General features: G+C 27.4%; 13 protein-coding genes. 2 read left to right on the forward strand and 11 right to left on the reverse strand.

Going from position 1 to position 14,292, the window contains the following annotated elements:
• Nucleotides 1–11: 11 nt before the first annotated feature.
• From KXZ80_RS09325 to KXZ80_RS09360, 8 genes are all read right to left on the reverse strand, one after another.
• Nucleotides 12–1,139, reverse strand: coding sequence for an XRE family transcriptional regulator (locus tag KXZ80_RS09325; RefSeq protein WP_021433208.1), 1,128 nt, complete (start codon nucleotides 1,137–1,139; stop codon nucleotides 12–14).
• Between the two features lie 22 nt (nucleotides 1,140–1,161).
• Entirely contained in the window at nucleotides 1,162–4,326 is a 3,165-nt protein-coding gene (locus KXZ80_RS09330) for a DEAD/DEAH box helicase (protein WP_021433209.1), read from the reverse strand.
• Between the two features lie 98 nt (nucleotides 4,327–4,424).
• Nucleotides 4,425–5,072 (reverse strand): hypothetical protein, encoded by a 648-nt coding sequence (locus KXZ80_RS09335; RefSeq protein ID WP_021433210.1) that lies wholly within the window; start codon nucleotides 5,070–5,072, stop codon nucleotides 4,425–4,427.
• A 178-nt stretch (nucleotides 5,073–5,250) separates the two neighbouring features.
• On the reverse strand, nucleotides 5,251–5,544 hold the full coding sequence (locus KXZ80_RS09340; protein WP_021433211.1) for a hypothetical protein: 294 nt from the start codon (nucleotides 5,542–5,544) through the stop codon (nucleotides 5,251–5,253).
• 88 nt (nucleotides 5,545–5,632) lie between these two features.
• Nucleotides 5,633–5,809: a hypothetical protein gene (locus KXZ80_RS09345; protein WP_021433212.1), complete on the reverse strand. Its 177-nt coding sequence runs from the start codon at nucleotides 5,807–5,809 to the stop codon at nucleotides 5,633–5,635.
• Between the two features lie 77 nt (nucleotides 5,810–5,886).
• Nucleotides 5,887–6,684 carry a hypothetical protein gene (locus KXZ80_RS09350; RefSeq protein ID WP_021433213.1) on the reverse strand — a complete coding sequence of 266 codons (798 nt, stop codon included), beginning with the start codon at nucleotides 6,682–6,684 and terminating at the stop codon, nucleotides 5,887–5,889.
• Nucleotides 6,678–7,379: an ABC transporter ATP-binding protein gene (locus KXZ80_RS09355; protein ID WP_021433214.1), complete on the reverse strand. Its 702-nt coding sequence runs from the start codon at nucleotides 7,377–7,379 to the stop codon at nucleotides 6,678–6,680. Before KXZ80_RS09355 ends, KXZ80_RS09350 begins: the two co-directional genes overlap by 7 nt.
• A 1-nt stretch (nucleotide 7,380) precedes the next feature.
• The gene (locus KXZ80_RS09360) at nucleotides 7,381–7,746 is read right to left on the reverse strand and encodes a GntR family transcriptional regulator (RefSeq protein WP_021433215.1); all 366 of its coding nucleotides are present in this window, start codon (nucleotides 7,744–7,746) and stop codon (nucleotides 7,381–7,383) included.
• Nucleotides 7,747–7,904: 158 nt separating this feature from the next.
• On the opposite strand from KXZ80_RS09360, the gene KXZ80_RS09365 reads away from it, so the two are divergent.
• Nucleotides 7,905–8,390 carry an FUSC family protein gene (locus KXZ80_RS09365; protein ID WP_052011318.1) on the forward strand — a complete coding sequence of 162 codons (486 nt, stop codon included), beginning with the start codon at nucleotides 7,905–7,907 and terminating at the stop codon, nucleotides 8,388–8,390.
• 26 nt (nucleotides 8,391–8,416) lie between these two features.
• Here KXZ80_RS09365 and KXZ80_RS09370 read toward each other — a convergent pair whose 3' ends face one another.
• Nucleotides 8,417–9,226 carry an HAD family hydrolase gene (locus KXZ80_RS09370; protein WP_021433217.1) on the reverse strand — a complete coding sequence of 270 codons (810 nt, stop codon included), beginning with the start codon at nucleotides 9,224–9,226 and terminating at the stop codon, nucleotides 8,417–8,419.
• A 190-nt stretch (nucleotides 9,227–9,416) separates the two neighbouring features.
• Here KXZ80_RS09370 and KXZ80_RS09375 point away from each other — a divergent pair, with 190 nt between their 5' ends.
• The gene (locus KXZ80_RS09375; RefSeq protein WP_021433218.1) at nucleotides 9,417–10,025 is read left to right on the forward strand and encodes a class I SAM-dependent methyltransferase; all 609 of its coding nucleotides are present in this window, start codon (nucleotides 9,417–9,419) and stop codon (nucleotides 10,023–10,025) included.
• 36 nt (nucleotides 10,026–10,061) lie between these two features.
• On the opposite strand, the gene KXZ80_RS09380 is transcribed toward KXZ80_RS09375, so the two are convergent.
• Together KXZ80_RS09380 and KXZ80_RS09385 are read right to left on the reverse strand one after the other, a co-directional pair.
• Nucleotides 10,062–11,753, reverse strand: coding sequence for an immunoglobulin-like domain-containing protein (locus KXZ80_RS09380; protein ID WP_021433219.1), 1,692 nt, complete (start codon nucleotides 11,751–11,753; stop codon nucleotides 10,062–10,064).
• A 25-nt stretch (nucleotides 11,754–11,778) separates the two neighbouring features.
• Entirely contained in the window at nucleotides 11,779–14,187 is a 2,409-nt protein-coding gene (locus KXZ80_RS09385) for a glycosyl hydrolase family 18 protein (RefSeq protein ID WP_021433220.1), read from the reverse strand.
• Between the last annotated feature and the right edge of the window lie 105 nt (nucleotides 14,188–14,292).

Here is a 14,292-nt window from a genome sequence, read left to right on the forward strand (position 1 = left end):
AGACCTTTTTTTTACTTTCTAAAGTTAACTTTTTTTACATTATCTTTGTTACTTTTATTTATATTTTTAGATAAAGTTCCCTCTTTTAATCCAAGTAATTCTTCTACATCTTTTGGGTATATGCTAAGACCATAATTTATTAGGTTATTCATAAACAGACCTTCATTCATAATCTTACCTTCTATTAACATATCAAATGATTTTTTTAAAAGAATTGGATGCGAAGATTTTATATTACTATCTAATGGCTCTTTCTTGCTCCATCCATTTTTATCCATTTCGTTCATTAAGTACATATATTTTTTATAACTTATCTTTCCTAATTGGTAACCTCTAAGAATCATAGCCCATATAGGAACTATCCATTTGCTTTTTAATTCTATAAAATCTTCTAACTCTTGAGTTCCTTCTAGATCATTTAAAAATGAGTCCTTAGGCATTAAAAATGCACAAGCAAACTCATCTTTCGAGAATTTCTTAGATTGTATATTTGCTTCATTAGCTACTATATAAGCTAGTTCATATGCTAAGTCATAATTTCTTATAGAAGCTGACTTTTTATCATTTCCTAGTGCTATAAAATATCTGCTGTCTTTATCTATACTTTGTTTTTGGCTAAATGCAAGAGCACCTTTTTTATCTATGTTAGTGGCAGATATAAAAATTCCATTTATCTCAAGCAAGTTAACCATATTACATATAGGTCCATTGTCCAAATTGAAATATTCTCTTGTTTTTTCAGCTAGTACTTCTATGTCATCGTTTCTATTTAAATTATTTGGTAAATTCATTTCTGGGAACTTTATATATCCTTGTATGAAATTAAGAACCCTGTGAGTCATAACTAGTTTTTCTTTTAATGCTATATCTTCTACTCTAGGTAAAGTTGACTCAGTTCTAATATGTGTATTTTCAACTACTACGTTAACTTTATCTTTTTCACTAAAGTACTCCTTTGGAAAACTTAAAGCATTAGCTAATTTCATTTCATTTTCTAGTGTTGGCTTATACTTGTCAGCTTCAAAAGCTAAAATATCCTTTTTATTGATTTTAGTTTCGCTAGCCACCATATCTACTGTTTTAGCTCTATACGTCCTAGCATTTTTTAATTTTTTTCCATTAAATATATTTTTACTCATGTCATTTTTACCTTTCTTATAATTATGTCAATAAATCTAAAATTTCATCATTTGATAAATTTTTAAAAGTGTTTGAATCAGATAATTCATTTCCTATTATATCATCTATCATTTTAAGTTTATCATCTTGAAGTTTTATAATTTTTTCTTCTATAGTTCCTTTAGCTATCAATTTTATAACTTCAACAACCTGTTTTTGCCCTAACCTGTGAGCTCTATCACTAGCTTGATTTTCAACAGATACATTCCACCATGGATCAAAGTGAATTACTTTATTTGCAGAAGTTAGGTTTAATCCAGTTCCTCCTGCTTTTAGTGAAATTAAAAATACTTTTTTATTATTATTTTCATTAAAGTCATTCACAAGTTCAATTCTATATTTAGCTTTAGTTTGTCCATCTAAATAATTATATTCTATATTTTCTTTATCTAATATATATGCTAAATTTTTAAGCACACTTGTAAATTGAGAGAATACCAAAATTTTATCATCATTTGATATACTATCTTTTACTATTTCTACACATGCGTTTATTTTTGAACTTTTTCCTTTATAATCACTAACTATCAAACTTGGGTCCAAACATAGTTGCCTTAACTTCGTCAAATATGCTAAAACAGTTATTTTATCATTACTTTCATATTTATCTTGTAACTTTCTTTGAATTTCATCAACATATGTTTTGTATATTTTACGTTGTTCTTTTCCTAATTCGACTAAAAATTTTGTTTCTATTTTGTCTGGCAATTCTGTAATTACTTGTTTTTTAGTTCTTCTTAAAATAAAAGGTTTTATAAGTTTCTTTAATCTAATTAAATTACTTTCATCTTTTATAAAAATAGAACTAAATTTATTTAAATTGTATAAATAACCAGGCATTATAAAATCAAATATAGACCACAGTTCTGCTAAGTTATTTTCAACAGGTGTTCCTGTAAGGGCAAACTTACATTTAGCTTTTATATTTTTAACAGCATCAGTTGTTATAGATGTTGGATTTTTAATATTTTGTGCTTCATCTATAATCAAGCAGTCAAAATTAATATCTTCATACTTATCATTATCATTTCTTAAAGAACCGTATGTAGTTAATAAAACATCAAAACTTTCAATATTATTTATTGTACTTTCTCTTTCTTTTTTATTTCCATGAACTATGCCTATTCTTAAGCTTGGAGCAAATTTTTCAAACTCACTTTTCCAGTTATGTATAAGAGATGTTGGAGTAATAACCATGCTTTTAGCTTCTTTTTGAGATAATAAAAAAGTTATTGTTTGTATTGTTTTTCCAAGCCCCATTTCATCAGCTAAAACACCTCCAAATCCGCAAGATTCTAAGCTTTTAAACCACTTAAAACCTTCAACTTGATAATCTCTTAAATCAGCATTTAAACTTCTCGGCACTTCATAATTTGCATCTTTTATATTATTGAATTTATCTACTGTATTTTTTGTATTTTCAATACCTTCTATATATGGGATTTTCTTTTCTATTAAAAGATTATTTATATACATTGCCTTACTTTTATGCACATTCATTTCTTTAATGCTATTTGTAAATCCTAAACTTTCCATAAGCTTAAATAACTCTCTTGTCTGATCATCTTCTAGATTTATAAAATTTCCATTTTTAAGTTTATAAAATCGTTTATTTGCCTTAAAAGATTTTAAAATTTCCTTATATTCTCTTTCATCTACATCTTCTATTTTAAACTTAAATTCAAGATAGTGGTTTATCTCCTCTCCTAAACCTACTTTTATATTGGAGGAGTTATAGACCTTCTTTTCCTTAAATTTATCTGAATAGTATACTTGTCCAATATTTTTTAGCCTATTAATTTCTGTAGTTAAAAAATCATATAGATGATAGTCTGTACCTCTAAACACATATTTATCTTTTTCTCTTTCAAAATAATTTGTGTACAGCCTATATACAGCTTCTTCTTCTTTCTCAATATCTCTTATAACAAATTTGCCCTCTTTTTCATCTTCATAGTGAATTTTTACATCACAGATAACTCTTGAATCGTCTAAGTCGAAGTAATAATTCACGGTTAAGTCTTTAGTTATATTGTTTATAATGCTTTCATCCATATTCAAATTATTAGATATTTCTTTTAACTTAGGGATTAAATTAGTTAAACATTCACTAATTTCATCGTCCTCAAACTCTATGGATTTATGCTCATTTAATAATTCATATAATTTTTTATAGTATATTCCATTAGTCCCTGAAATTAAATATATATTGCCTTCATAAAAGACTACATCTCCTTTTTTTGATAAAGGAACAGGTAAATTATCATTATTAAATATAACTATTTTATCTCCTACCTTTTTAATTTCTACATCAATTGGAACATATCCATTTATTATCTGAGGATTATATGTTTTTCTATTATAGTTAAACGTAAATTCTTTATATTTAAGCTTTTCCATTAACCTTTTTAGTAAACTAGAATTTAATATCATGTATCTATTTTTTCTTGAGTTTATATTATCTACTAGACTTAGTCCATAGTCTTCTATAAACTGCGCTAACTCTTCATCATCTTCAAAGTAACTACTCTTTGGATCATATATAAAATCTTTTCCATACATTATTGAATTTCCATCTACTCTTGAAGTTGCAAATTGTTTAAAGTCTTTTAGAGTGTACAATTTGTCATTACCTATCTTAAATTCAACCTCTAAAGTTTGATTTAAATAACTAGTTATATCTACTTCTAAATTTACTTTCTCTTTTGGAATTACTTTAAAATAATTCAGTAAATCTTTATTTATAAATCTTGTATTTACTTTCGGTCTAGTTTGTTCTTTTATATCCATAGTCTTTAATTTTAAATTGTTTACTATATTAGATTTCAAATTGTCAATTTCCTTTAATGTTATACATGCTATATGCTTACATATAAAGTGATTGTTAAGAGTTGTATTTTGATTAAAATCCTCACATGTGCATCCGCTGCTTATAATTTTCTTATCATTTAAGTCTATTATTAAAAAACTATTATAAATTTCTCTTTGATATTTTGATGCTACTGTACCATATAAACTTATTTTATCTTCCTCTTTCGAAAAAAAGCTTTCTTCTATATATCCTTGTTTATAATAGTCTCTAGATCTATCTAGTCTATATCTGTCTATATTTTGTAGTAAAACTTCATTTACTATTTTAAAATCCATTTACTCACCTAATTTCTTTTAAGTCATAACCTTTATTATATATTTTTTAGTAAAAATAATAAAGACTGTAGTTTATTTTTTTAACTACAGTCTTCATATTAATTGTTTTTATATTCAAAACATCCTATTATGATATTTTTAATAATACCGCCTATAATAAATATAATCCACGAAATTTCCCAGTTATTATAAGTAAAACTTACTATAAGGTAAATTAATAAAATTAATGAATTTAATATTGATTTTATTCTTCTTTCTAAAATTCTATCTTTATCACTTAACTTTTTCCAATTTATAAATTCAGCATATAATTCATCATCTATCATTGAAGTTGTAGGCTTATTATATCCATTATATATCAAAATTAAAGTTGCTATAGCTACCATTGCAAGAAGTAGGATTACCCCTATCCTGTCTTGTGGAAATCCTCTATCTCCTAAAAGTATTACTGGGGTTGGACATAGTATATATAACATTATTCCGATTGAATATCGTTTTGAGTATTTTTTTCTATATTCTTCACTTTCTTTTAAATCCTTTTCATTTTCTTTAATAATGTTATTTATATTAACTTCATTTTCTATAGATTTTAAGTAAGCTTCTTCTTCATTTAATCCTGAGCGTATTAAATCATTGTATTTTGAACTTATACTTAATATTAATTCTGATTTAATCTCATAAGTTTTTCTTGTTTTTGGCACTTCTTCAAATAAATTATCTACATATTGTTTTATTTTTGAGTCCACCCATAATCCGCCCTAGATTAGCTTTTACTCATATAAACTTTTTTAATATATCTCCTATAAATTATATATTTATAACATTTTATGTATTTGAAATTATATGTTTACTAATTTTTTTAATAGTCTTAAATTAGGCAAAAAAATACACACTTGATTTTTAAGTGTGTATTTTTTTACTATATTAATTTAATTCATTATTTTGCATTTGTTTTTTTGCATAAGCATTTTTATCAGCCATTCCCTTAGCACCCACACTTGATGAGAACTGAGAGTTTGGTTCAACACTATCTTGCATATTCATTTCAGCTACACTTTGTAAATTAGGTTGAGCATTATTTTGCATGTTTGGCTGAGCATTATTTTGCATGTTTAGATTTCCACTATTTTTCATGTTCATCTCAGATACGCTTTGCATATTAGGTTGAGCATTATTTTGCATAGAATTTAATGATTGATTTTTCATAGAATTTTTCATTTTAAATAGTCCCTTTCTTGTTGCTTATTTTGTTCCTTATTATGATATACTATTTTATTTTTTTAATTCGACAAAATTCAACTTTACATTAATTACTTATTTGTTTAGTTAATGCTCCCTGTCTTTTTGAAGCTACCTTTTTATCAACAGTTTGGCTTTCCTCTAATTGAGATTCAAACTCTGAATTTCGTTGTGAATGATTTACCATAGATTGAAAATTTTGAGCTTCATTTTTATATTCATCATATTTTTTAGACTTTTTCATGTAATCACCCTTTCTTAATTTATTTAAGATTAGGTTATGATTTTTTAAAATTTTTAAACGATATAAAATTTACCTTATTAGTCTAAATTAAGTTTTTTACTTAAAGTATAGTTAAGACTAATAAATAAAATAATAACTATAAATATGTTTTCTAAAATTCCTATTGTAGTCACTTTTGTAAAAGCTTGAATGAACTCTAGGTTTGAAATATTTATTGATGGTGTAAAATTATTAACAAAATCATAAATAATATTTATAGTTTTTGCTATTACAAAGAAGGATATTATACTAACTACAGTCTTATGTTTGCTAAAAATAGGCAATTGAGCTATTGATATTGAATTATATATAGCAAATATAACTACAGAAATTGCACTTAAAGTTAATCCTATTACACTAACAATTATTATAATATCTTGATTATTTTTAACTAATTGTTTGCCTGAAATCATTATACTATTTATAGAAAATATTGTTCCATCTCCAAATAATCCTCCGATATCAGTAAATAGTGCATTTGAGTATATAATTATTGCCATTGAACTAACTATTATAGTTAATAAAACCCATATTAAGGCAGATATATATTTTGATAATATAAGACTGCTACTTTTTACAGGAAGTGTAAACATTAAATATCCTTCATCTCCTAGTAAGTTCTTTTTAAATCGTTTAACTATAATTACTATAGTTAGGGTTGTTATTGCTATAAATAGCCCACCTATAACCATATTTATTATCCCTTGTGCCTCTATAAAAACATCTTTTCTTATAAATATAGAGTTTAAAGTTGTTATTGCTAATATTGCAATGTACATAGGTACAAAAAATTTAGCAGTTGATTTTAATTCATATTTTAATAACTTTCCTAACATTTAAATTCCTCCCTAAATAAAGTATCTATAGACATTCCTTTTTCTTCTCTAATTTCATCTACATTCCCTTTTAATAAAATCTTTCCTTTAGAAATTATAATAACTTCATCACAAATATTTTCAATCTCATTTATAAGGTGTGTTGCAATTAAAAGAGTTGAATCTTCATTAAAATTTTTAAGTATAGTTTTTATTATATAAGCTCTGGATGCTGGATCAACTCCTCCTATTGGTTCGTCAAGTATATATAATTTTGCATTCCTTGACATTACTAATATTAATCCTACTTTTTCCTTAGTCCCTTTAGACATAGATTTTAATTTTTCATTTTCTTCTAAATTTAAATTTTTTATCATTTCTTTTGCCTTATTTATATCAAAGTCTTTATAAAAATCACTAAATAATTTTAAAAGTTCTTTTACAGTCATATCTTCATTTAAATAGTTTCTATCCGGTAAATAAGATACAATTTCTTTAGTTTTTACAGATGGCTTCGATCCATTTATTAAAATATTTCCTTGATCACATTGTGTTAACCCATTTAGTAACTTTATCATTGTAGTTTTACCACTTCCATTTGGTCCCAGTAAACCTACTATTTTTCCTTTATGTATACTTAAATTAAATTCTTCTAATACTTGTTTCTTACCATACTTTTTATATACATCATTAAACTCAGCTATATTTTGACTCATATTAATCCTCCATTATGTTATTTTTTACAATCTCTACAATTTCATTTTTTTCATATCCTAATTGTATTAACTTTTCTTTTAGTGAATTTATTTCTCTATCTGCTATTTCTTTTCTCATAGATTTTATTTTTTCTTCATCATTTGTTACAAATCTACCACTAGTTCTTTGACTATGTAGTAAGCCTTCTCTTTCTAATTCAGCTAGAGCCCTTTGCATAGTATTTGGATTTACTTCTGCTTCTGAAGCCATATCTCTTACAGAACTTAGTTTGGAACCTATTTCAAATTCACCCGATATAATTTTTAATTTTAATATATCAATTAGCTGCAAATATATAGGTTTGTTATTATCAAATTCCCAAGTCAAATTGTATCACTTCCTTATTGTATTAATCGCTTAATACAATAATATAGATTTTTACTTCAACATGCAACCTTTTTTTATAATATTTAATAGTTTTTACTATTTATTCCATGTAAAATTTCGTTAAATATAATACATACTATACTAAAAGAGAGGTGAGAATGTTGCCAACTATAGGCTATAGAAATATAAAAACAGGAATAGCCGTATTCTTAAGCATAGTTATATATTCTCTGTTAGGTAGAACTGATTACTTCTATGTTTGTGTTGCAACTATATTATGTATGGGAAATACTATTGAAAGCTCTATAAATGCTGGCAAACATCGTATAATCGGTACTCTAATAGGCGGGCTATTTAGTGTGTTACTTATATGGTTAGTTAATTTCACTTCAATAAAATATACAAATCCAATTTTGCTTGGTCTTGGAATATCTACTGTTATACATCTATGTAATATGTTCAAAGCTCAAGAAGCTTGTAGTTTAGGTTGTGTAGTATTTTTAAGTATAATGATAAATTACACTAATGAAAATGCTATTTCTTATGTTTTTTTAAGAACTTTCGATACTTTAATGGGTGTATTTATTGCCTTTTTAATAAATACAACTATAAAACCTTATGATACAAAAAATAATGAGGGTTAAACAACCCTCATTACTTTTAATTTATATTATGCTAATTCCTTAACTTGTAAAACTTCTTCTTTTATAGTCTTTGTTACGCCACATTCTTCATTTGTGTATTTAGTTTCAAAGTTTGCAATCTCTTTTACATCATCATGTCCATTTTTCATCGCATAACTATAGTAAGCGCTCTTCATCATTTCTAAGTCATTTAAATGATCACCAAATACCATAGTTTCGTTATAATCTATATCAAACATATCTTGTACTTTTTTAATTGCAATCCCTTTATTTGTTCCAAAACTAGACATATCTAGCCAATATTTACCTGAAGGTGTTAATGTTACACCCTTTATATTAGCATCTTTAAATATTGAATAACTATTAGTTTCAGCATCAGTTAAATCAAACATATTAACTTTAAATATTCCATCTTCTACATCTAATAATGAATCTACTTTTGTAACTGGCACATTCATAGGGAAAAGTATATTTAACTGTTTTAAAGCTTCTTCATCTTCTAAATATAGCCCCTTAGTCCCACATAACATAGGATATGCATTATCTACTTCACGCCCAAGTTCTACCAATTGCTTTATGGTATCCTTTTCCAAGAACTTTGAATATATACATTCATCTTTATAATATATTCCTGTTCCATTTTCACAAATAAATAATATTTCATATTTATAATCATCAAATTGATAAGATATATCTAAATAGTTTCTTCCTGTAGATATAGCAAACATTACATCTTTTTCTTTTAAAGCATTTATAGTGTCTTTAAAATCTTTTGGAATTTCATGATTACTATTTAGTAATGTCCCATCCATATCCGTTGCTATTAATTTAACCATCTAATCCCTCCTATTGTATAATAAACTTTATAAAAATCGCCGTTCACAATTTTTAATTTATATATTACTCTTATATTATACATAAAATCTACAAAAACTAAAAGTCATGTACATAATATTATAAATATTATGTATAATGTTATTTATGTTTTGATTTTAAAATTTAACTAAATTTGAAAGAGGAAGTTTTATGGATGAAAAATTTTATGAAGATTTATTAAACATAAATACTATGGGTGAAAAACTTTGGGACTCTAGTGTTACCCACTACCACCCATATCAAGCTACGTCATATATCGCACTTGATATATTATTTAAAACATACACTATGGATAAAACAGATAATGTAGTTGATTTTGGATGCGGCAAAGGCAGACTTATATTCTATCTTAATAGTTTTTTCAAATGTAATGCTACAGGTATAGAAATGGATGAAACTTATTATCAAGACTGTCTAATTAATAAAGAAAATTACTTAGACAAACATAAGCGACTTTCTAGTCAAATAGATTTTAATTGCATTCTAGGTCAAGATTACCAAATTAAATCTGTAGAGAACAAATTCTATTTTTTCAATCCATTTTCAGTTACTATCTTTAGAAAAATAGTAAATAATATTTTAGATTCTTATGAAAAAACTCCAAGAGTAATAGATTTAATACTATATTATCCTTCAGAAGATTATATATATTTTCTAGAAAATAACACTGGATTTTTACTTTATGAAGAGGTCAAACTTCATGGATTGTATGAAAAAGATTGTTGTGAAAGATTTTTAATTTATAGGATGTATGCGTAAAAATAGCTGAAATTTATTCAGCTATTTTTTGTTTATTTATTTAATTAACTCCCAAGTATCATCACTTCCTGGAGTTGTGTTTGTCCACCATTTAGCTTTATATGTGTGCCCATTATATCTTACAAGCTCTCCTCCTTGGCAAACTAATCCTTCATAATAATCTATACTTCCATCTTCATTTGGAGTCACTATTTTTTTCCATGCTTGAGATTTATCTGGGTCCTCACCTTTTACCCACCATTTAGCTACATATTTTTCTCCTTTAAATATAACTGAATCTCCCTCTAGATATATTTTATTTGAATCATATGTATCTTGTGATGGATCTGGCTTTTCTTTAACTGTTATTGTTCTTGCTTTATTAGTTGTTAAGCCTTCGCTATCTGCTACAGAATAACTTATTTTGTAATCTCCAACTTTAGTTGTATCAACTTTTCCTTCTACTTTTATCTTAGATGTTAAATCTCCATCTTCTCTATCTGAAGCACTTACCCCTTCTAATTCGTCAAACTTATCTCCTACATATATAGTTTTATTATCTATTCCATGTAGTGTAGGTGCTTGATTCTTTTGAGGATCTCCTGGTTCTGCACCCTCTCCAAAAGTTTTGTATATATCTGTAAACTGATATTGACTTGTTACTCCTTTATTAGTTTCTAACATAGCATCCCTATTCATTGACCAGAAAGATGTCATTCCTAATCCTTTTTCTATAGAATGATCTACAACTAATTTAGCCCAATCAGTTCCAAATATAGGGTGAGCTTCTCCTTCAAATCCAATAGACGAAGTTGTCCCTACTTTTTTATATGCTTCACTATCTGTTAAAGATATATTTGCGTATTTTTTAAAGTACTGTTGTACTTGGTTTTTAGTATTATCAATAGCTCTTATAGAAGCTGTTCCATAATTTTCACCTGGTAGTAAAGTTCCATTTCCATAGCACATAGTCATTATATTTACAAGTTCTACATCTACGCCTTGAGATAGATATGCCTCTAAAACATCAAGTTGAACTGATGTTAATCCACTTGGTAATACAGGTAATGTTAATACTACATCCACTCCTGTTTCATCTTGAACTTTTTTTATAGCTTTAGCATTTGTTATATTTAAGGCTTTGCTTTGAGCTGCGCCTCCTTCAATATCCAAATCTATTCTTGTTAATCCATAACCATCTACAATTTCTTTATATGTATTGTATAAGACATTTACATCTTGAGTTTGCTCCCAAAATGTAACCCCATTTAATCCACCAAACGCTAAAGTTACATCTCCTCCAATATCTCTTAATTCATTAATAGATTGTTTCATACCTTGATATTGTTTATTATCATTATTATTTTCATTTAAAACTGAGAATCCACCCCATCCCCATTTTACCTTATTATTTTCTATTCCACCTGTTGATTGTATAAAGCCTAAATTGAAAAATTTTACTCCAGTATCTTCAGCTATTTTTTTTAACTTCACAGTACCATTATTTGTAAATTCGGGTTTTGTTATCCATGCAACCATATCAACATAAGGTGCGTTAACTTGAGTTGGCCACTCAATCCCTTGCCCTACTCCAAAATTAACACTCTTATTTGAATAGCTTATATTTGTAGCTTTATTTTCCTGCGCATTCACCTTTATTCCATCATACATTGAAATTCCTGATGCCATAACCATAGATACCATTAATGTGAGTACTATTTTTTTATTTAATTTTTTTAAGTGTTTCATATTTATTCTCCCCTTTAATAATTATTTATTTTATAAATTCCCAAGAAGCATCACTACCTGGAACTGTGTTTGTCCACCATTTAGCCTTATATATGTGATTATTATATTTTACATACTCTCCACCATTACAAATCATACCTTCATGATAGTCTATAGTTCCGTCTTCATTTGGAGTTATTACCTTTTCCCATGCTTGAGATTTGTCTGGTGCTTCTCCTTTTATCCACCATTTAGCTATATATTTTTCTCCTTTAAATATAACTGAGTCTCCTGCTAAGTAAATTTTATTTGGATCATATGTATCTTGTGATGGCTCTTCACCTTTTTTTACTACAGTTATAACTCTCTCTTTTTCTACTTTTGAACCTTTGCTGTCCTCAACTGAATAAACTAACTTATAACTTCCCTCTTTATTCATATCCACAGAACCAGTAACATTTATTTTATTTGTTATATCTCCGTCTTCATTATCCGTAGCTGTTACCCCTGATAATTTATCAAATGAATCTCCTACATGTATAGTCTTATTGTCTACGCCATGTAGCATTGGAGCTTGATTTCCTGGAGGTTTCACTTCTGAATCATCTAAAATTGATTGTCTATACATGTCTATACCATGATCTGACATGCGTTGAACAATATCTATTCCTGATATATTCGCATCTCCCTTTAATTTAAAAGTATATGTTTTTCCAGGTTCTATATTTTTACCTTCCCAAACAGACTGTAAATCTACGATTGTATAGCCATCTTCATAAGTAACATTTCCAGCCATATGATCACCTGATTTTAAAGCTTTATCACTTTTTATATATAATTTAGGAGCTTTTATAGTTTCAGCACCTTTTTCTACTGATGCTAAAACATCCTGCGACTCTTCTAATACTTCATTATTTTTTATAGTTATCTCATATCCATTTTTATCTTCACCCCATTGTTCTTCATATGGGCTTATTGATGTTTTAATATCTAATTTTGAAAAAGTTATTTCATTTTGTGGTAATTTTTCACTTCCGAAAAGTCCTTCTTTGGATGCTTTTGTCAACTCATCTCTCTTACTTGAATCTGTTTTAGCATCTTGAGATGCCATCCATCCTATCATTCCTCCAAGGTTATTTTCATTTACATATTTTGTTTTTTCTGTTATTGATTTTATATTATCGTATGTAAAAAGTTTTCCTGTACTTTCATCATAAAGATACGGTGCTTTTGCTGTATCATCCCAATATTCTTTTAGTCCTGGATACTTTGATTTTAATTTATCTAAACTTCTGTATGACCATACTCCACTCATACGTCCACCATCTCCTGATGCTAATGGAGCTTCATTTACCGCTCCTCTTGATGGTGTCTGATCTGCATCTTTTGTAGTTATTGAAGCCTTGTTAAAAATTCCTGGCAAAGAATTGTTGCTACCCTTTTCAACTTTATCCCAGCCTCTAGTATAATAAGCTGCTCCTATTACAATTTTATCTTTTTCAGCACCTTTATCTACTAGGTAGTCAACAGTTTCATCTATTGATAAGTTATTACCCTTTATAGGGTCATTTTCATTTGGGTAAAGTGCTGTTTGGTGTCCACTATATTCATCCCATGCGCCCCTCATGTCATAAGTCATTATATTTGCAAAATTTACAATGTTAAAAAGATTTTTAACATCTATACCTAAATCGACTTTACTCTTAGGTGCAGGTATTGCTACAGAAAGTTCATACCCTTTATTTAGTTCATTACCTTGCTTATCAAGTTCTGTTCTGAATTCTTGTAGAAGTTTTATGTAATTTTCCTTGTCTGCTTTAGTTGCATTAGGTGTACCTTCATCATTTTTATTATCTACTAAATCAGGTTGTCTAACATCACATGGATATTCCCAGTCAATATCTACAAAATCCATATTTGTATACTCAATAAATTTCAGTACATTTTTTACTAATTTTGCTCTTTTATCTGGATTTGAGGCTACCTCAGAAAAGTCACCTGATTTTGACCATCCTCCAAGAGATACTCCTATTTTTAAATTTGGATTTTTTACTTTTAATTCTTGAAATGCACTCAATACACCAGCATTGGCAGCTCCCCACTGAACACCATCTTGACCTACAGGTGCTCCAACAGCAGCATCTTTATCTGTAAATTTCAAATTACCATTTGAATCAAAATCTAAAAAAGCAAAATTCAAATGAGTTAATTTATCTGCTGGTATATCCTTTGGATAAAAGTTTTCCTGTCCTCCCCAAATTGACCAGTCTCCATAATACATAACATTTCTTTTTTGATTATGGTTAACTGTGCTTTTAGAATGATTTGACGTTTGTTCCTGTGCATTTGCAATTATGCTATCACTTGAATATAATCCTTGTGTTATAATCATAGACATCATTATAGCTACTAGCACTTTACTTCTACGTTCCCTTAATCTTTTTAAATTTTTCATTCTTTCCCTCCAATTGGGCTGCACTAGGTTAATCTTGATATAAAAACTAGACGCTTATAATCTCACACTCTTATGCATCTTATTAACTTTTGTTTTTTCCTTAAC

The organism is Paraclostridium bifermentans (assembly GCF_019916025.1).
Taxonomy (GTDB): domain Bacteria; phylum Bacillota; class Clostridia; order Peptostreptococcales; family Peptostreptococcaceae; genus Paraclostridium; species Paraclostridium bifermentans.